A 17,953-nucleotide genomic window follows, 5' to 3' on the forward strand; every position below is an offset into this window, starting at 1 on the left:
GGCAATTTCGCAGAAAGGGTTCATGGCCATTTTGACGTTGGTAAGATCGACGTCCGAATGATCCGCCTTAACGCGGATTTTGACGTTATAGTCGATGACGCGTTTCACCGCGACGAGTACTTTCATAAGGCGTGCTCCTGGCGATTAAAAATATTCAACCTAGATTATTTCGCATAGCAGAATTATGTTTCACTTTATAAAAAGAACAATAAAAAAACACTGCACAAAGGTCAAGCGCTTCCTCATTCTTACCCCCCTTTAAAAGGGTGCCCATACAAACCACGCTGCCAATAGCGGAATCGAGGCGACCAGAAATCTGCCGTTCCAGCGGTAGCCGATACGCGTGGCGGGTACACCGGTAAATCGGGACAAAATCAGCATTGATGCGGTCATCGGCGACGACATTAGCGCCAGCGCCCAGCCTACCATCAGCGATGCACCTATCAGCGCAGGCGTTAGCCCCTCAATGGCTAGCTGTGGTAGCAGCCCCACCAGCAGCGTTACCGTCACGATAGGATTAACGCCTACCTGGGCTAGCCCCACTACCATCAGCATCGCCAGCACGGCATTGAAGGCGCCCCACGGGTTCAACACCGTTAGTAGCGGCGCCAACTGCTGAGTGTCCACCAGCCCAACGCATAAATGCCCCAAATAGCCCGCCGCCCCTAGCACCACGATCTCATTGGCACTGGGCGAAAGCAGCCACGGCAACTGACGATGCACCGCGCTAACCGCTGCAGGCAGCCCGCCGAAGCCAAGCCTGCGCCGCTGCCAGGCAAGCCAAATCAGCGCCCCCGTGGGCGCACCTAACAGCGCGGCAATGGGTAAGCGCAGTGTTAATAGCCAGGCAAGGCTAAACACCAGCGCCACAATTCCCAGCAGCAACACGCTGAACTGAGCCAGCGGGCGTAACGAAGGAGCAGCTACCGGGGCTTTATTGGCAGGTGGATGCGGGCCGGTGAGAAAATCTACCGCCCATCCGGCCAGAAAAATTAGCACAGCGGCACCCAAAATATACGGCGCAAGCTCAAGCCAAGTGACCTGGGGAAGGCTCGACAGTACGACGGCAACGCCGATACCCATGGGCGAAATAAGCGGCGCCAGTGAAAACCCGCGCAGCAGCGCCAACATCATGCGCCGCTGACGAGCCTCTCGCACCCAGGCACGCCCCTGGGCCGCGCCTAGGGTGTTACTCTTCTCAATCATGGCAGCAAACAAGTTAAGCACGCCGATATTGAGAATAATGCCAAACAGTGCTGAACCGAGCGATAAAATTGGGTAGCGGCGGCTAGGCGGTTGAAGCAGCATGCTTTGCCCACAGCGGCGCACCAGGCGTGAACGGTAGGCAGGCAAACGTAGCATGCTCAACGCCACCACAAAGGTAGCAAAAAACGCAAAACGCCCACTGGCTTCAAACAGCAGTTGGCCTGGGTTCGACGAGTGCCAGAGCGATAGCAGCGACACTATCCCCGCGGCTAGCAGTAACCCTTTGGCCATCCGCGTTAGCTTGCCAACAAGCGTTAATAGATAGAGCGCCAGCGCGGCAATGCCGACGGCTTGCCAAAACAGGCTGCCAACCACCAGATGAAACAGCGTTGCCAAGGTGACCAGCAGTAACAGAGAAACCCGCAGGCGGGCTGGGCTCACTCAGTTGGCTCCCGGGGTTTGTTTTCTGGAAATCCCTCTGTGGATTCACTGCCACTGCGACGCCGAAAGGAGCCTTCTCCCATGGCCACTAAGCTGCCCTGCTCATCGACTATCTCACCGCTGCTCATATAGGTTTTCTGTCCGCCGCCGCGAACCGTGCCGATTGCCTTCAACACACCTTGCCGGGCAGGGCCCACAAAGGTCGTGGTTAATGAGAGTGTCATTCCTCGGCGAATATTGCCCGGTACATCGCAGTGCAGACCGGCAAGGCTTAAAGCGCTATCCAGCATTGAAGCCAATACGCCGCCGTGAACATTACCGCTGCGGTTTAGATGTTTGGGCTCGATAGTGAGCTCCACCACGGCACGATCTTGCTGCCACTCAACCACCTGCATACCTAGCAACTCGTGATAGCCCATAAGTGCTTGTTGAGGCGTATCTGGCCTGTGTATTTGCGAAGAACTCATGAGGCGCTCTCCTGCTGGGCTAAATCCCGCAGCCGCCCTTTAAGAATTTTGCCGCTGGCAGTGGAAGGTAGCGTATCCATCAATACAATTTGAGTAGGTCGTTTGTAAGGCGCCAACCGTTCGGCGATAAACGCCTTTAGCTCCGCCACATCAACGTCAACGCCTGGCTCACACTGCACAAACGCCACGACTTCTTCATTACCGGCGATTTGACGCCCCACTACGGCGGTAAGCGTTACCGCAGGGTGCTCGTTAATCACCGCTTCCACATCCGGCGGGTAGATATTGAAGCCAGAGCGGATAATCAGCTCTTTGCTACGCCCTACAATATAGAGTTGGTCATGGTGATCGAGTTTGGCGATATCACCGGTATTGAGCCAACCATCTTCGGTTAGGGTGGCGCGGGTAGCTTCCGGCTGGCGGAAGTAACCCTTCATAATATTAGGCCCGCGCACCCATAGTTCACCCACTTCATCTCCAGGCTGCTCGGCAGTTCCGCTGTCGCTAAGCGGTTCCAGGCGGTACTCAAGTAAAGGCAATACCCGGCCAACGGTGCTAGTTGCATGGTGGTCATCGATGCGGGTCTGGCTGATGGTAGGGCTGGCCTCGGTTAAACCGTAGCCGTTATGCAGCGTCAGCCCAAAGGCTGCCTCTACCCGCACTTTGGTGTCGCTATCTAACGGTGAACCTCCTGCTGACATATAAATTAGATCAGGCGCTTCTAACGGGCGCTGTTCACGTTTTAAAAACTCTAACGCCCGGGCATACATCGCCGGCACTCCCTGGAGAACGGTAATGTGCTCCTGCTTTAGCGTCGCCAACATATGGGCGGCATCGAAGCGCGGCACGGTATACAGGCAGGCGCCGTTATAGAGCGACCCCATACATACCGAAGAGAGGCCAAACACATGAGACATGGGCAGCACGCCGTAGACCCGCTGCCCTTCGCTTAAATGACGCATGCCCCCAGAGATTGAGGCAATATACAGAATGCCACGATGGGTCAGCATGACGCCTTTAGGTGTGCCAGTGGTGCCTGAGGTGTAGATCATCGCCGCCACCTGTTCGGCGCCGCTCGCGCAGACCGGCTCGGGCTCGCTGTCATACAGCTTCGAAATGGCCAGCCCACCCAACTGAGGGTGCTGGTAGCAGTCAGCCGCGTGGCGCTCGGCGTGCTGACACGCCTCTGGGGATGCTTCACAGGTATAGAAGACTCGCCGGGGCAGGCAGTTGCCCTGAATCAGGTCAACTTCCTGTGCTGACAGGCGCGAGTTCACAATCGCTACCCAGACATCCAATTCACTGGCAGCCAACAGCAGCACGACCAGAGCGCGGCAGTTTTCACTCACCGTCATAATACGGTCGCCGGGACGAATACCTAGATCGCTTAACCAGTCACAGGCAGCGTGTATCTCTTGGCCAAGCTCCGCATAACTCCAGCGCACATTGCCATCCACGATAGCGGGGTGCTCGCCAAGCAGTTTGGCATTTTCAAGCACGCGGGTACTGAGGCGCTCGGGAAGCTCGGCCACCAGCTCGCTGGCAAGGCGCCCAAAAATAGCCTCGTCCGGCGCTTGGTAGGAAACCGATAAAGCCATTAGGACGCCTCCCGCACCATGTTGCGAGCAATGACGATTTGTTGAATCTGGGTAGTCCCTTCGTAGATACGAAATAGCCGCACATCGCGGTAGAAACGCTCAACCGCGTATTCCGACATGTAGCCCGCCCCACCGTGAACCTGCACCGCGCGGTCTGCTACCCGGCCAACCATTTCGGCGCAGAACAGTTTGCAGCAGGAGGCCAGTGTCGAAACATTTTCGCCATCGTCTTTACGCCGTGCAGCGTCCATCACCATGGTTTTGCCTGCATAGGCTTCGGTTTTGCTATCCGCCAGCATGGCTTGGATCAGTTGGTGCTCGGCAAGCGCCGCACCAAACTGCTTACGCTCCATGGTGTAGCGCAACGACTCTTCCACTAAGCGCTCGGCTACGCCTACGCAGACCGCCGAGATATGCAGTCGCCCGCGGTCTAGCACCTTCATCGCCGTTTTAAAGCCTTGCCCCTCTTTTCCGCCAATAATATTTTCAGCGGGTACCCGGCAGTTGTCGAAAATAATATCGCAGGTGTGGGCGCCCTTCTGGCCCATCTTGTTATCCGCAGGCCCGCGTACTAACCCTGGCGTGTTACCTTCGACGATAAAGGCTGAAATACCGCCTGCGCCTTTATTCTCTGGGTTGGTACGCGCCATTACGGTAAACAGATCGGCTTCTGGGCCGTTGGTGATATAGCGCTTGGTGCCGTTCAAGATATAGTCATCGCCATCCCGCACCGCCGTCGTGCGCAGGCTGGCGGCGTCGGAGCCGGAATCGGGCTCGGTGAGACAGAACGAGCTAAGAATCTCGCCCGTGGCCAAGCGTGGCACATACTTGGCTTTCTGCTCATCAGTACCATCAATCAAAATACCCTGGGCGCCAATGCCATTATTAGTGCCAAACACCGAGCGAAAGGCAGGCGAGGTTTTACCAATCTCCATCGCCACCAGCGCCTCCTCCTCCATCGTCAGGCCTAGACCGCCGTACTCTTCTGGAATCGATAGCCCGAAAAGCCCCATCTCTTTCATTTCCGCAAGAATTTCCGGGGGCACCGCATCCTCTTCGGCTAGGCGTGCCTCATTAGGAATTAAGCGCTCACGGACAAAGCGGGCGATGGTATCGACAAGCTGGTTAATCAATTCGGGATCGCGAATCATGACGGCTCCTGGTGGTAACGGGTTTTATAGTTAGAGTTATCATTCGAAGTAGCGCTGGGCGTGGACAGTGCGTGCATTTTGCATAGCAAAACTATTGTCCACTATTCTTGTCAGGCACTTTTGCATAGCCTAGGATGGCAGTCAATAATTGAAACACCATTTTGCAATGCAGAATCACAATACTAAATATACACCCATTTGCAGAGAGGACTTAGCGTATGGCTAGCGAATCAACACCTTCCCTCTTTACCACGCTTGGCATCGTCGGCACCGGTGCCATGGGGCGTGGCATCGCACAGTTGGCTGCCCAGGCCGGTCTAGACGTCATGCTTTTTGACGTTAAAGAGGGTGCCGTACAAGAAGCTAAAGCCTTTATTAATGGCTTATGGCAGAGAAGTGTCGAAAAGCAGCGCATTAACGCAGAACAGGCTCAGCACTATAGTGAACGGTTGATTGAAGCCAGCGAGCTTGCCGCGCTCGCGCCCTGCGATATTGTGGTGGAAGCCATTGTCGAGAAGCTGGAGGCCAAGCAGGGGCTGTTTAGCGATTTAGAAGCAATCCTCAGCCAGCAGGCTGTGTTGGCGACCAATACCTCTTCACTCTCCGTCACGGCCATTGCCGCCGCCTGCCAGCACCCTGAGCGGGTTATTGGCTTTCACTTCTTTAATCCCGTGCCGCTGATGAAGATTGCCGAGGTCATCCCTGGCTTGCGTACCACCGATGAGGTGACTCAGCGGGTCAATGCTCTAGGACAAGCCATGGGCCACTTTACGGCCCAAACCACCGATACACCTGGGTTTCTGGTTAACCATGCCGGTCGTGCCTTCGGCACTGAAGCGCTGCGACTGTTAGGCGAAAGCGTCGCTGACCCGGCCACTATTGACCGTATTATGGTTGATCAGGGCGGATTCCGGATGGGGCCCTTTACCCTGCTTGATCTTACCGGGCTGGACGTTTCCCACGCCGTGATGGAGTCGGTGTATCACCAGTATTATGAAGAAGCGCGTTTTCGCCCTTCACCGTTAACCCGACAGCGCTTGGCCGCGGGCTTGCTGGGGCGTAAAACCGACGAAGGCTTTTACCGCTATGTGGAAGGCAAACAGCAGATGCCGGATGAGCCGGTCATCAAGCCTGCCTCACCTTGCCCGGTATGGATTAGCCAGGAAGACCCCGAAAGTGCCAAGGCACTCACCGCGCTGGTGCATGCGGCGGGCTGGCCATTAGAAACTGACCCACTACCCACTGCCCAAGCGCTATGCCTGCTGACTCCCTTTGGAGAAGATGCCACTAGCTGCGCCCTGCGCCAGAGGCTAGACGCTGAGCAGTGTGTAGCGGTGGATATGCTCGCAGGGCTCGATAAACGCCGCAGCCTCATGGCCACGCCAATCACCCACTCCGCTTTCATTCAAGCAGCGCAAAGCCTGCTCAATCATGACGGTACGCCGGTAAGTACTCTGCAGGACAGCAACGGCTTCGTTCTTCAGCGCATTATTGCCTGCATCGTCAACGTCGGTGCCGACATTGCCCAGCAAGGCGTGGCAGAACCCACGACTATCGACCGAGCGGTTGAGCTGGGTTTGGGCTACCCCTTCGGCCCGCTACGCATGGGCGACCATTACGGCGCCACGCGCATCATGACGATATTGACCAACCTGCTTGAGGCCACCGGCGACCCACGCTATCGGCCTAGCCCCTGGCTGCGCCGCCGCGCCGCGCTGCAAATGTCGTTAACCGCCGCTTAACCCTACCAATAACAAGGAGCATCACCATGCAAGACGCCTATATTTACGACGGTTTACGTACCCCTTTTGGTCGCCACGGTGGCAGCTTAGCGGCTATTCGCCCAGATGAGCTGTTGGGGCTGACGCTTAAAACACTGGTAGCCCGCAACCCATTCGCGCCAGCAAGCTATGAAGAGGTGCTGGCAGGCTGCACCAACCAAGCGGGGGAAGACTCCCGCAACGTAGCCCGTCACGGCGCACTGTTGGCAGGTCTGCCCATCGAAGTGGCAGGGCAAACCGTTAACCGGCTTTGCGGCAGTGGCTTGGCAGCGATGATGGATGCGGCCCGGGCGGCACGGCTAGGTGAAGGCGAGCTGTTTTTAGCAGGCGGCGTTGAGTCCATGTCCCGTGCACCTTATGTGTTGGGTAAAGCGGACTCTCCCTATGCCCGCAACCAGCCGTTGTACGATACGGTGATTGGCTCACGCTTTCCCAACCCCTGGATTGCTAAGGAGTACGGCAGCCACAGCATGCCGGAAACTGCTGATAACATTGCCCACGACCTGAATATTAGCCGCGATGAAAGCGACACCTTTGCCGCCCGCTCTCAGGCCCGCTACGCCCAAGCGCTGGCCTCAGGCTTTTACGACGGCGAGATGTTTGGCGTAGAGGTGCCCCAAGGACGTAAACAGCCGCCACTGATGGTAGATAAAGACGAACACCCCCGCCCACAAAGCAGCGAAGACAAACTGGCCCAACTGGGCGCGCTGTTTGAGGGTGGCATTGTCACCGCCGGCAATGCCTCGGGTCTGAATGACGGCGCCGCTGCCATGATTGTCGGCACCATGGCCGCCGGTGAACGTATGGGCCTAGCACCACGCGCGCGCATTGTCGCCAGCGCCGTTGCCGGTGTTGCACCGCGGGTTATGGGGTTGGGGCCAGTACCCGCTTCGCAAAAGGCGTTGGCGCGTGCAGGGCTTACCCTTGAGCAGATGGATGTAATTGAAATCAACGAGGCGTTTGCCGTTCAGGTGCTTGGCTGCGTGCAGCAGTTAGGGCTCTCCGTTGATGATCCACGCTTGAACGCCAACGGCGGCGCCATCGCCATTGGTCATCCTCTGGGGGCTTCAGGAGCACGCTTGGCGCTTACGGCTCTCCGACAGCTTGAGGCGACCGGTGGGCGCTACGCGTTGGTCACCATGTGCATCGGCGTCGGTCAGGGTATTGCCACAATTATCGAGCGTCTGGACGGCTGATTTAGCGTCAAACAGCCGCTATTTCGTTGATAGGCATGAACGCTGCGTCTAAGTAGATATGCGATACTGGGCGCCATAAGCCACCTATTGTTGGGATATTGAATGCACCCCACCGACACTGATGCTGACGACCCGCAGTTGCCAGGAAAAGATCGTAACTTTGTGACTGCCCTCGCGCGCGGTTTAGAGTTACTGCGCGCCTTTGGCGCAGGTGAAGAGTATTTAGGCAATGCTGAGCTCTCCAACCGTACGAGTATCCCTCGCCCGACGGTGTCACGTTTAACCTATACCCTGACGCAGTTGGGCTATCTCCAACACAATACCCACCTGGAAAAGTACCGCCTTGGGCCAGGTGTCTTAGCCTTGGGATATCGCTTTCTCGCCAATATGGGCATTCGCGAAATTGCTCGCCCGCATCTGCAGAAATTTGCTGATGCCACCGACTGTAACGTTAGCCTGGGCGGGGCCGACCGCAGTGACATGGTTTATTTGGAAACCTGCCACGGCCATGGCCCGCTAATCATTCGCCTGGACACGGGCTCCCGCCTGCCCATTGCCACTTCCGCCATTGGTCGTGCCTGGCTATGCGGTTTGTCTGACGAACGGCGCCAGCAGGTGCTCCAAGAGTTGGCCAGCGAGTATGGTAGCGACTGGCCGCGTTATGAAGCGGGTATACAACAGAGTTTCAAAGACTATGCACAGTACGGTTTTTGTCTCTCTGAGCAGGATTGGCAGCGCGATATTAGCGCGGTGGCGATGCCGCTAATTTTAGAAGATGGCGCCGAGGTCATGGCGATTAACTGCGGCGGCTCCAGCCTGCGCTTGGATCACGACCGCTTGGTTAATAACTTAGGCCCACGTCTCAAAGAAGTCGCTAATCAGATTAAGCAGGAACTCGCGCCAAGAAACCGCTCGGCAAGGTAAATTCAAGCTAGGGAGACTTTAACTAACGCCCGTTTGAATGCATCATAGACTTCTAAACAAGCGCAGCGATACCAAGAGCGCCGAGGAGTGGGGATGCCAAGCGAGTGGATAGCGCGTCATGATCAAACAGTCACCCTTAAAGGCGAGTGGACACTTGCCAATTACCGCTATATCAAAGCGGCGCTTAATCACAGTGAAACTCGAACCGAACTTGGCAAGCCAACGGGTGCGACGGTTTCGTTAGACGCAATAACTCGCCTTGATACCGCCGGTGCCATACTCATTGTAGAGCTGATTGGCGTTGAGAAAGCACAGGCGGTAGCGGATTGGGCAGCAGAACTGCCGAAAGAGCAGCAGGCGCTGCTGGTGCGTATTGCCGAAGCCATGGAAGCGCCGCTTGACGTTGATCCCCCCTCCTATTCGCGTATTAGCCAAGCGCTTGCCAGCGTGGGCCAACACATGGCGGGGCTTTGGTCTCAGCAGCGCCAGCTGCTGGCCTTTATTGGTCTCGTCGTGGCTACCCTATTCCATCTGGCATTGCGGCCACGCCACTGGCGCCTAACGGCCACCGTTGCCCATATTCAGCAGAGCGGTCTTAATGCCGTACCCATCGTCGCGCTACTCACCTTTATGGTGGGTGCCGTTGTGGCTTTCCTTGGCGCTACCGTTTTGCAGGATTTTGGCGCCACGATTTATACCATCGATCTTGTTGCGTTCTCATTCTTGCGAGAGTTCGGCGTTCTGCTTGCTGCAATTTTATTAGCGGGACGAACCGCCAGCGCCTTTACTGCCCAGATCGGCGCCATGAAATCCAATGAAGAGATTGATGCCCTGCAGGCCCAAGGGCTAGATCCTATCGAACTTTTGGTGCTGCCACGGGTAATGGCGATGTTAATTAGCCTGCCCATGCTAGCGTTTGTGGGCATGCTCAGCGGCTTAGCGGGTGGTGCCATGGTCACCTCTTTGTCACTGGATATTTCACTTACCCAGTTCATGGCCACGCTGCAAAAAGACGTATCGGTGACACACTTTTTGGTAGGGCTTAGCAAAGCACCGGTGTTTGCCTTTGTGATCGCCGTTATCGGCTGCCTTGAAGGCTTTAAGGTCAGCGGCAGTGCGCAGTCGGTGGGAGAACACACTACGTCAAGCGTCGTTCAGTCGATTTTTATGGTGATTCTGATTGATGCCGTCGCCGCGCTATTCTTTATGGAGATGGGCTGGTGATCAATTCAGATAAACCGACAGAGCAAAACGACCTACCGGTCATTAAGGTTCGAGGCTTGGTGAACCACTTTGGCGCTCATGTGGTTCACGAAAACTTAGACCTAACCCTTGAACGTGGAGAAATCCTCGGCGTTGTAGGCGGTTCTGGTACCGGTAAATCAGTGCTGTTACGCAGCATCGTTGGTTTGAAGCGCCCCAATGACGGCACGGTTGAAGTCCTAGGCACAACCCTTAACGAGCTTAACGAGGCACAGCGCAGTCAAATAGAGCGGCGCTTTGGTGTACTGTTTCAACGCGGTGCGCTGTTCAGCTCGTTGAACCTGCAAGAAAATATTGCCCTACCGCTAATTGAACACGCCAGGCTACCCCGTGAAGACGCCGAGCATCTTGCCAGGGTAAAGCTAGCGTTGGTCGGGCTGCCGCCACAGGCCGCGCTGCAGTTTCCTGAGTCGCTGTCTGGCGGCATGGTCAAGCGCGCCGCCCTTGCCCGTGCCTTAGCGCTTGATCCTGACATTCTGTTTCTTGATGAGCCCACGGCGGGGCTTGACCCTATTGGCGCGGCGGCCTTCGATCAGTTGCTGGTCACCCTTCGCGATGCGCTGGGTTTCAGCGTTTTCCTGGTCACCCATGACCTGGATACGCTCTACGCTGCCTGCGATCGGGTCGCGGTACTTTCACAGAAACGTGTGCTGGTGGTGGATACCATCGATAAAGTGGCGGATACCGACGATGAATGGGTTCAAGACTACTTTCACGGCCCGCGAGGTCGAGCCGCTCAGCGTGCTCATACCGGCTCTTCAAATAACGCTAACGTCCAGGAGTGACTGCACATGGAAACACGGGCGCATCACGTTTTAATCGGTCTCTTCACGCTGGCCACTGCCGCTGGCGCGCTGCTGTTTGCACTATGGATGAGCTATGCAGCAGGCGAACGTAGCTACCAGCCTTATCGTATTCTATTTGAGCGCAGCGTTAGCGGCTTATCGGTCGGCAGCCGAGTGCAGTATAACGGTATTGAGGTGGGGGACGTCACCGAGCTTAACCTTAATCCTGATGACCCTCGGCAAGTGATTGCCCATATCCGCGTCTACGATGACGCACCGATTAAGACAGACACCCGGGCAAAACTTGCCTTTGCCAGTATCACCGGCAGCATGTCCGTGCAACTTCACGGCGGCACCCCTGAAGCCCCACTGCTAATTGACCAAACCAATATCGAAGCACCGTTTATAAACGCAGACCCTTCGCCCATCGCTACGCTGTTTGATGAGGGCGAAGATATGATCGAAAACATCAATTCAATCCTGCAAAACGTCAACGAACTGTTTGACGATAATAACCGTGACCAGGCAGGCAGTATTTTAACCAACATTGCTCAGATCACCGAAATGATTGCCGCCCAGCAGAACGCCCTAGACCAGAATATGGCGCTTTTCGGCGAAGCCACTCGCCAGGCAACTAACACGCTTAGCAGCATCGACGAACTTAGCCAGGAAGCGACACAGCTACTGCGTCAAGATGGCCGGCTGGTAATGGAGAGCGCCGCTGATGCGAGTCGCGATGTGGCCCGGGCAGCTCAACGCATTGAGCAGTTAGTGGAAACTAACGCTGGTGCCATCGAAGGCAGCCTGCAGGGCGCGCAAGATATTGCCCCAGCGCTCTCTTCGCTACGCTCCACGCTCGATACATTGGATCGTATTACCCGCCAGCTAGAGGAGAGCCCAACAGACTTTTTCCTGGGCCGTGATCAGGTAGAGGAGTTCCGCCCATGACATTACGCTCCACCGCCATCGCTTTAGTTAGCGCTGCGCTGCTACTCAGCAGTGGCTGCTCAATATTGCCCGAAAGTGAGCCAGCGACCCTGTATCGTCTGCCCAGTAGCGATATACAGCCCGTCACATCAGATTCTATGACCACCCGCCAACGCCTGGCAGTGGCGGCCCCACAGGCGGGGCATTTACTGAGTAGCAACCGCATTGTGGTTTACCCAGAGGGTAATGTGGTTAATGTGTACGAAGCTGCCCGCTGGCAAGAGAATGCCCCTGCTTTACTCCAATCGCGCTTGATCACTGGGTTACAGCAGAGCCGCCTATTTGCCAGCGTGGGTAGCGATAGCCTGCCTTCCGAGCTATTGCTACTGAGTGAACTACGTCACTTTCAGAGCGACTACGCTACCCGTCCGCCCACGGTGAAGGTTCAGCTCGATGTTCAGCTCGTCAGCACTCAAAACCGCGCTTCAATCGCTACTCAGAGCTTTACCACCAGCGCGCAATCTATAAGCACCGATATTCCTGATGTGGTTGATGCATTTGGTGCTGCTAGCGACGAACTTACTGAGCAGCTGGTCAACTGGCTGGCCAATCAGCAGGAAGCCACCATTGACTAAGCTAGAACGGACTAAACCAGACCTAACTAAGCCGTGTAATTAGGACGTTGTTGCCCTTCGGACATACTCCCGCGGGTCGCGGGGGTAGTAGCGCTCTGGCTGGCTTTCCAGATGCGCAAAGTAGCGAGTGTCCTTGTAGGGCATTTTCATGTAGCCCGAGACGCCTAGGCCCTCGATTTGGTCTACCGAGGCGAGAATGCGCGCCAGCAGCGTGCGGAACTCGTCCTCTCGAGCCGGATCCAGCAGACGATAGTAGCTATGTATTTTGAGGTGTTGTGGCAGCGCTTCAAAAATGATCATGCCGGTATGGTGAATGTCATTGAGCTGCTGCAGCACATGCATAATCGCCTCGGGCAGCACCAATAGCTCTTCTGGGTCGGGGCCATCTTCGAAGTAGCTGTGCTGACGGGTGCGATCTTCAAGCTCCGGTACTGCGCTCAACTCATAGCCTATCGCCATGCTGGGTTCGCTTACGAAGGCTTCATCCACGGAAGTACGTTCTAAGTGCAGTGTTTGGCGGGCATTAAACAAGCAGCTTTTAAACACGCCCTGACGATGAATCGCCCGCGCCAAGTGCACCATATTATTGACCGCTTCAATAAAGGCGGGCTTCAGCGTAGGGTCGTGTAAATTTAACGACGAATCGATATACACACCCTCACGCTCCCAGCGTACCGCCAAGCCCCCCACTACCGGATATTTGCCCAGGCGGCTCACCGACGCCAAAAAGGCTTTTTCGGTTTCCCCCATACCCTGCATAAACTGCTTGTAGTAGCGGTCTAACTGCACATCATTGACATCATTCAGGGTTTCCTGTGCATTCGCTTCGCGTAGAAAGGCTTTGCGCGAGCTATATACCACGGTATCGATCTCCTGATGCGCAGGACGCGCCCATACCGGTACCAGCGGGACACTGAGCGATGTGGGCAGATCGATCATTACTACCCTGGCCATTCGCGGCATGTTTTTTAAAAAGTAGTCGCCCGCTTTGCGCCGTACCTGAGGGTCGGGGTCGAGCATGCCATCCAGGGTGCGGGCAAACTCCATCGGCAACCCCAGCGAACTGGCGGGAATCGCCCGATGGCCAAATCGACACGACTGCGCCGACGCCAGCGCATACAGGGTACCCGCCGCGCCCTGCTCGTCGAATCGCGGCGATGACAGTGCGCCGTTCAACTGCTCTTCGCCGATAAAGTAAACATCGCCCAGGCGGGCATTGGTTTGCTGCAAATTGTCCGACATCAGCTCCATCACGTTGGCGCCCACAAACTGCAGTTGCGCGTCTAGTTGGGCAAATACCGATGAGCCCCAGTCGATTAACGCAATAGACTCCTGCTCGGCGTCATACACCAAGTTAGAAGGCTTAATATCGCCATGCACCACCGGACGTGCCTGGGACCCTGACTCCCGCCGCAGGGCAAGCAGGATGTCGGCCAACTGCGCCGCAATGCGCACAATCAAGCGTGGAGAGAGGCGCCCCTGCTTAAGCGATACCTGCTCTAAATTCCAGCCGGGGGCGCGCTCCATTACCAGAATGGACTGCCCCCGGGAGCGCTGGTAAGCAATAAGACCTGGAATGCGTGGATGGGACACCTGTTCCAGCATAAACGCCTCTTCTTCGAGGCGCTCCTGCAAGTGCACAGGTAGAGTAATGCGAGAGAATTTAAAGACATAATGCGCTTTAGCGCCTTGGTGGACGGTGCTGCCGGCAAATACAAAACCGTAGGCGCCCTTACCAATGAGTTCGATGCCCTGATAGCCCAACTGGGAGAGCTGCGCCTGGCATAGCGCCACCCAGTCTTTAAGCTTACGGGCATCGTGATGGCTCAGCAGATAGACCGACTGCTCTTCAGGTATATAAAACTGCTGAAGCGGTGCCTGGGACATAAGTCGCCTTGCTAGCCCAAGTGAAGCAGCATGGTTTCAGGGGCTTCGAGAAAGCCCTTCCAGACATTACAGAAACGCGCAATGGTACCACCGTCAATAAAACGGTGATCGCCCGCCCAGGTAATGGTCATGATCGCCCGGCGCTGCACCGCGCCCTGCTCATCAAAGCGCGGTAGCCACTGGGTTTTACCAATTGCCACAATGGCGGCTTCGGGGGCGTTAATGATCGGCGCTGCGTAGGTACCTCCCAACGCCCCAATATTGGAAATACTAATGGTGCCGCCTTTTAGATCCGCCTGATCAACCCGCCCATCCCGCGCCGAGGTGGTTAGCCGGCCGACTTCCCGGGCAATTTCCAACAGGGTTAAGCGCTCAACGTTTTTAACATTGGGCACCATCAGGCCCGTCTTGCTATCCACCGCCATACCGATATTGCACTGAGGGTAGTAGTACAGCTCATCCCCAGCCGCATTTAACTGGGCATTAACGATGGGCTCTTCAGCGACGGCTAGCGCCATGGCTTTCATAAAAAACGGCATTAGCGTCAGCCGTTCGCCCTGAGCCTCGGCCAGCGGCTTCAAGCGCTCCCGCAGCGCCAACAGTGCAGTAACGTCGATCTCTTCACCGTAGTGAAAATGGGGAATGGTGCTGGCTGCCTCGACCATGCGCTTGGCCATGACTGCCCGCACACCGCGGAGGGGCTCCACTCTGGGCGCCTGGGTTTCGGCTTGTTTTTTTACAGTTTGGTTGTTCACAACGGTTTGGCTAGATGAGGCTGCTGTTTGCGATGCTTGGTCAAGATGCGCCAACACGTCCTCTTTTAGCACCCGACCGTCTTTGCCGCTGCCAGCGATCTCCGTGAGCTGTAGAGCGTGTTCACGCACTAGACGTCTAACGGCGGGGCTGGCTGGCACCTTGTTATATAATGGGCCAGCAGCCAGAGTACCTTTAGCAGTAGGCGGCTCTGCCGTCTGTGTACTTGCACTGCCAATCGACTGTGCAGCTTCTGACTCGGCCTCGCTGTTTTTCTTGTTAGCTTGCTGGCTGACTTGGTCGACGGCCTGGTTATCCCCATCCACTTGATAGGCATACAGCGGCGCATGCACTTTGGCAATTTGGCCCTGGGCCACATACAGTTTGGTCACCACACCGGCTTCGGGGGCGGTAATCTCCACCAGCGCCTTGTCGGTCATGACTTCAACGATAGGCTGGTCTTCTTCAATTTGATCGCCTTCAGCGACGCGCCATTCGACGACTTCGCACTCGACAATACCCTCGCCAATATCAGGCAATAAAAAATCGCTCATTGTTTTTCTCCCCATGCGTACTTAGGCATTAATAGCCACTAAAAGTTGACGCTTTCGCGAATCGCTTCAAAAATCTTCAGATGATCAGGCAGATACTCTTTTTCCAGCACCAGTGGAAAAGGCGTATCCAGACCTGTCACCCGGGCAATGGGCGATTCCAGGTAGAGAAAACAACGCTCTTGAATAGTGGCAGCGATTTCACCGGCAAAGCCGCCGGTTAACGGGGCTTCATGGCTCACCACCAGCCGGCCGGTTTTTAACACCGATTCAGCCACCGTATCCGCATCCCAGGGCAGCAGTGAGCGCAGGTCGATCACTTCACAGGCGATGCCCTGCTCTTCGGCTAGCTCGACCGCTTTGCCGATTACCTCCATCTGCGCGCCCCAGCCCACCACGGTAATATCCGTGCCCTCTTTGGTGATTTCGGCTTCGCCAATGGGTAGCTGGTAATCCTCTTCAGGCACTTCGCCGACTGAAGCACGATAAAGACGCTTAGGCTCCAGAAAAAGCACCGGATCCGGGTCGCGAATAGCGGCAAGCAGTAGCCCTTTAGCCTGGTATGGGTTGCGCGGCACCACCACCTTTAATCCAGGTGTATGGGTGAAATAAGCTTCCGGTGATTGAGAGTGATAAAGGCCACCAGCGATACCGCCACCGTAAGGAGTGCGAATCGTCAAACCACCAACGTTAAACAGATCGCCTGAGCGGTACCGGAACTTGGCGGTTTCGTTAACGATCTGGTCAAACGCCGGAAAGATATAGTCGGCAAACTGTATTTCTGCCACAGGCACCGAGCCCTGGGCCGCCAAGCCATTGGCAAAGCCGATAATGCCCTGTTCGACAAGTGGCGTATTGAAACAGCGCGCTTTGCCGTACTTCTCCTGCAGGTGACTGGTGGCCCGAAATACGCCGCCAAAAATACCCACATCTTCACCAAAGCAGATGACTTTTTCATCCTCTGCCATGGCGATATCCAGTGCATTATTAATTGCCTGGAGCATGTTCATGGTAGCCATGTTACGCCTCTCCCTGAGTATCAGTCTCGGTGCCCACGTCTAAATCCAACGACTGCGCCCCGCGGGGATAAGCCTCTGGGTAGCGACGGATATGGCGTTTTAACTGATCGAATTGGCGCTGCAGCGATGGGGTTATATCGGCATACACATCGCTGATCAGGCTCTCTAGCGGCGGCGATGAGCGCTTCTCAGCCCGCTTCATGGTTTCCAGTACTTCACGGCGCAGGGTTTCCTGCTGGGTAGCCTCCTCCTCTTCGCTCCACCACTGTTTCTTCAAGAGCCATTTTTGCAGCCGCAGCAGTGGGTCTTTGGCGCGCCACACCTCCTCCTCATCTTTCGAGCGATAGCCAGAGGGGTCGTCGGAAGAGGAGTGCGCGGCAAGGCGATAGCTCATGGCCTCGATCAATACCGGCTGATTTTTCTCAACGGCGATCTTGCGTGCCTGCCGCGTCGCTTCGTAGACCGCCAGCACATCGTTACCATCTACCCGGATCACGTGCATGTGGTAGCCAAAGGCTCGGGGGGCGATACCGTCGGCGGCAAACTGCTCGACGGCAGGCGTGGAAATGGCATAGCCATTATTACGGCAGAAGAAAATCACCGGCACCTGATGCACTGAGGCCATATTCAGCGCGGCGTGGAAATCACCCTCGGAGGCAGCGCCTTCACCAAAAAACGTTAACGTGCAGTGACCGTTACCAGCCAATTTTTGGCCGTAGGCGTAGCCCGTGGCCTGAGGAATCTGAGTCGCTAAGGGGGACGAGATGGTCATGTAGTGCAGCTTGCGCGACCCATAGTGAATCGGCATTTGGCGGCCTTTGCCGTAGTCCAGCTCGTTGCCGAACAGCTGATTCATGAATTCGTCGATCGAGAAGCCGCGATACATTAAAGCGCCCTGCTCGCGGTACTGCGCCATAATCATATCGGCGTCATTTAGCGCAGCAGTGGCGCCCACTACAGCGGCCTCTTCCCCGGTACACTGCATATAAAAGCTCAACCGCCCCTGGCGCTGAGCAGCCATCATACGTTCATCGAGAATACGCGTGGCCAGCATCGCCTGATAGATACGCCGGGCGTGATCACGCTCAAGCGCGGGCTCATCAGCGTCGCTATGCAGCTCACCTTCTGGGTTAAGCAGGCTGAAAGTAGGAATTGAAAATTCGTCGCCGGTCATGAAGTCCGGCTGGTGTACGTACTGTGTCATCATTATTGTCCTTGTTTTGCCCCTTTTGAGGGCAGTGTTGTTGGTATTGACCGTTTATGCCAGTGGATTTATCTGTCATAGGTCAACGCAACATCTATCTACCACAACATTTAGGACAATAACGCAGCGCAAGGACTTTAGGGATGCTACTTAAGATGCAGAGAG

General features: G+C 55.9%; 15 protein-coding genes and 1 pseudogene. 7 read left to right on the top strand and 9 right to left on the bottom strand.

Annotated elements, in window-relative coordinates; genetic code table 11:
* From E0L35_RS21875 to E0L35_RS21895, 5 genes and pseudogenes are all read right to left on the bottom strand, one after another.
* Nucleotides 1-126 (bottom strand): annotated as a pseudogene (locus E0L35_RS21875) (electron transfer flavoprotein subunit beta/FixA family protein); the annotation flags it as partial.
* A gap of 132 nt (nucleotides 127-258) precedes the next feature.
* Nucleotides 259-1,647 (bottom strand): hypothetical protein, encoded by a 1,389-nt coding sequence (locus E0L35_RS21880; RefSeq protein WP_138801422.1) that lies wholly within the window; start codon nucleotides 1,645-1,647, stop codon nucleotides 259-261.
* Nucleotides 1,644-2,114 (bottom strand): PaaI family thioesterase, encoded by a 471-nt coding sequence (locus E0L35_RS21885; RefSeq protein WP_138801423.1) that lies wholly within the window; start codon nucleotides 2,112-2,114, stop codon nucleotides 1,644-1,646. The genes E0L35_RS21880 and E0L35_RS21885 overlap by 4 nt, the downstream gene beginning before the upstream one ends.
* Complete coding sequence (locus tag E0L35_RS21890; RefSeq protein WP_138801424.1) at nucleotides 2,111-3,712, bottom strand: class I adenylate-forming enzyme family protein; 1,602 nt, start codon at nucleotides 3,710-3,712, stop codon at nucleotides 2,111-2,113. The genes E0L35_RS21885 and E0L35_RS21890 overlap by 4 nt, the downstream gene beginning before the upstream one ends.
* Nucleotides 3,712-4,863: an acyl-CoA dehydrogenase family protein gene (locus tag E0L35_RS21895; protein WP_138801425.1), complete on the bottom strand. Its 1,152-nt coding sequence runs from the start codon at nucleotides 4,861-4,863 to the stop codon at nucleotides 3,712-3,714. Before E0L35_RS21895 ends, E0L35_RS21890 begins: the two co-directional genes overlap by 1 nt.
* Before the next feature lie 218 nt (nucleotides 4,864-5,081).
* Here E0L35_RS21895 and E0L35_RS21900 point away from each other — a divergent pair, with 218 nt between their 5' ends.
* The 7 genes from E0L35_RS21900 (at nucleotide 5,082) to E0L35_RS21930 (ending at nucleotide 12,374) form a co-directional block, all read left to right on the top strand.
* On the top strand, nucleotides 5,082-6,605 hold the full coding sequence (locus E0L35_RS21900) for a 3-hydroxyacyl-CoA dehydrogenase (protein WP_138801426.1): 1,524 nt from the start codon (nucleotides 5,082-5,084) through the stop codon (nucleotides 6,603-6,605).
* Nucleotides 6,606-6,631: 26 nt separating this feature from the next.
* Nucleotides 6,632-7,840: a 3-oxoadipyl-CoA thiolase gene (locus tag E0L35_RS21905; RefSeq protein WP_138801427.1), complete on the top strand. Its 1,209-nt coding sequence runs from the start codon at nucleotides 6,632-6,634 to the stop codon at nucleotides 7,838-7,840.
* Nucleotides 7,841-7,942: 102 nt separating this feature from the next.
* Entirely contained in the window at nucleotides 7,943-8,764 is an 822-nt protein-coding gene (locus E0L35_RS21910) for an IclR family transcriptional regulator (protein ID WP_027959572.1), read from the top strand.
* A 93-nt stretch (nucleotides 8,765-8,857) separates the two neighbouring features.
* Nucleotides 8,858-9,988, top strand: coding sequence for an ABC transporter permease (locus tag E0L35_RS21915; RefSeq protein ID WP_022523323.1), 1,131 nt, complete (start codon nucleotides 8,858-8,860; stop codon nucleotides 9,986-9,988).
* Nucleotides 9,988-10,812: an ATP-binding cassette domain-containing protein gene (locus E0L35_RS21920; protein WP_138801448.1), complete on the top strand. Its 825-nt coding sequence runs from the start codon at nucleotides 9,988-9,990 to the stop codon at nucleotides 10,810-10,812. The genes E0L35_RS21915 and E0L35_RS21920 overlap by 1 nt, the downstream gene beginning before the upstream one ends.
* Before the next feature lie 6 nt (nucleotides 10,813-10,818).
* On the top strand, nucleotides 10,819-11,760 hold the full coding sequence (locus E0L35_RS21925) for an MlaD family protein (RefSeq protein WP_041159455.1): 942 nt from the start codon (nucleotides 10,819-10,821) through the stop codon (nucleotides 11,758-11,760).
* The gene (locus E0L35_RS21930; protein ID WP_138801428.1) at nucleotides 11,757-12,374 is read left to right on the top strand and encodes an ABC-type transport auxiliary lipoprotein family protein; all 618 of its coding nucleotides are present in this window, start codon (nucleotides 11,757-11,759) and stop codon (nucleotides 12,372-12,374) included. The genes E0L35_RS21925 and E0L35_RS21930 overlap by 4 nt, the downstream gene beginning before the upstream one ends.
* A gap of 39 nt (nucleotides 12,375-12,413) precedes the next feature.
* On the opposite strand, the gene E0L35_RS21935 is transcribed toward E0L35_RS21930, so the two are convergent.
* The 4 genes from E0L35_RS21935 to E0L35_RS21950 are packed head-to-tail and all read right to left on the bottom strand — an operon-like array spanning nucleotide 12,414 to nucleotide 17,788.
* Nucleotides 12,414-14,261 carry a phosphotransferase gene (locus tag E0L35_RS21935; protein WP_138801429.1) on the bottom strand — a complete coding sequence of 616 codons (1,848 nt, stop codon included), beginning with the start codon at nucleotides 14,259-14,261 and terminating at the stop codon, nucleotides 12,414-12,416.
* 11 nt (nucleotides 14,262-14,272) lie between these two features.
* Nucleotides 14,273-15,568 carry a 2-oxo acid dehydrogenase subunit E2 gene (locus tag E0L35_RS21940; RefSeq protein ID WP_138801430.1) on the bottom strand — a complete coding sequence of 432 codons (1,296 nt, stop codon included), beginning with the start codon at nucleotides 15,566-15,568 and terminating at the stop codon, nucleotides 14,273-14,275.
* A gap of 38 nt (nucleotides 15,569-15,606) precedes the next feature.
* The gene (locus E0L35_RS21945; RefSeq protein ID WP_009287805.1) at nucleotides 15,607-16,584 is read right to left on the bottom strand and encodes a transketolase C-terminal domain-containing protein; all 978 of its coding nucleotides are present in this window, start codon (nucleotides 16,582-16,584) and stop codon (nucleotides 15,607-15,609) included.
* 1 nt (nucleotide 16,585) lies between these two features.
* Nucleotides 16,586-17,788, bottom strand: a complete 1,203-nt coding sequence (locus E0L35_RS21950; protein WP_027959577.1) for a thiamine pyrophosphate-dependent dehydrogenase E1 component subunit alpha — start codon at nucleotides 17,786-17,788, stop codon at nucleotides 16,586-16,588.
* Nucleotides 17,789-17,953: the final 165 nt, after the last annotated feature.

The sequence above is a fragment of the Halomonas sp. ATBC28 genome (assembly GCF_005937175.1).
Classification (GTDB): domain Bacteria; phylum Pseudomonadota; class Gammaproteobacteria; order Pseudomonadales; family Halomonadaceae; genus Vreelandella; species Vreelandella titanicae.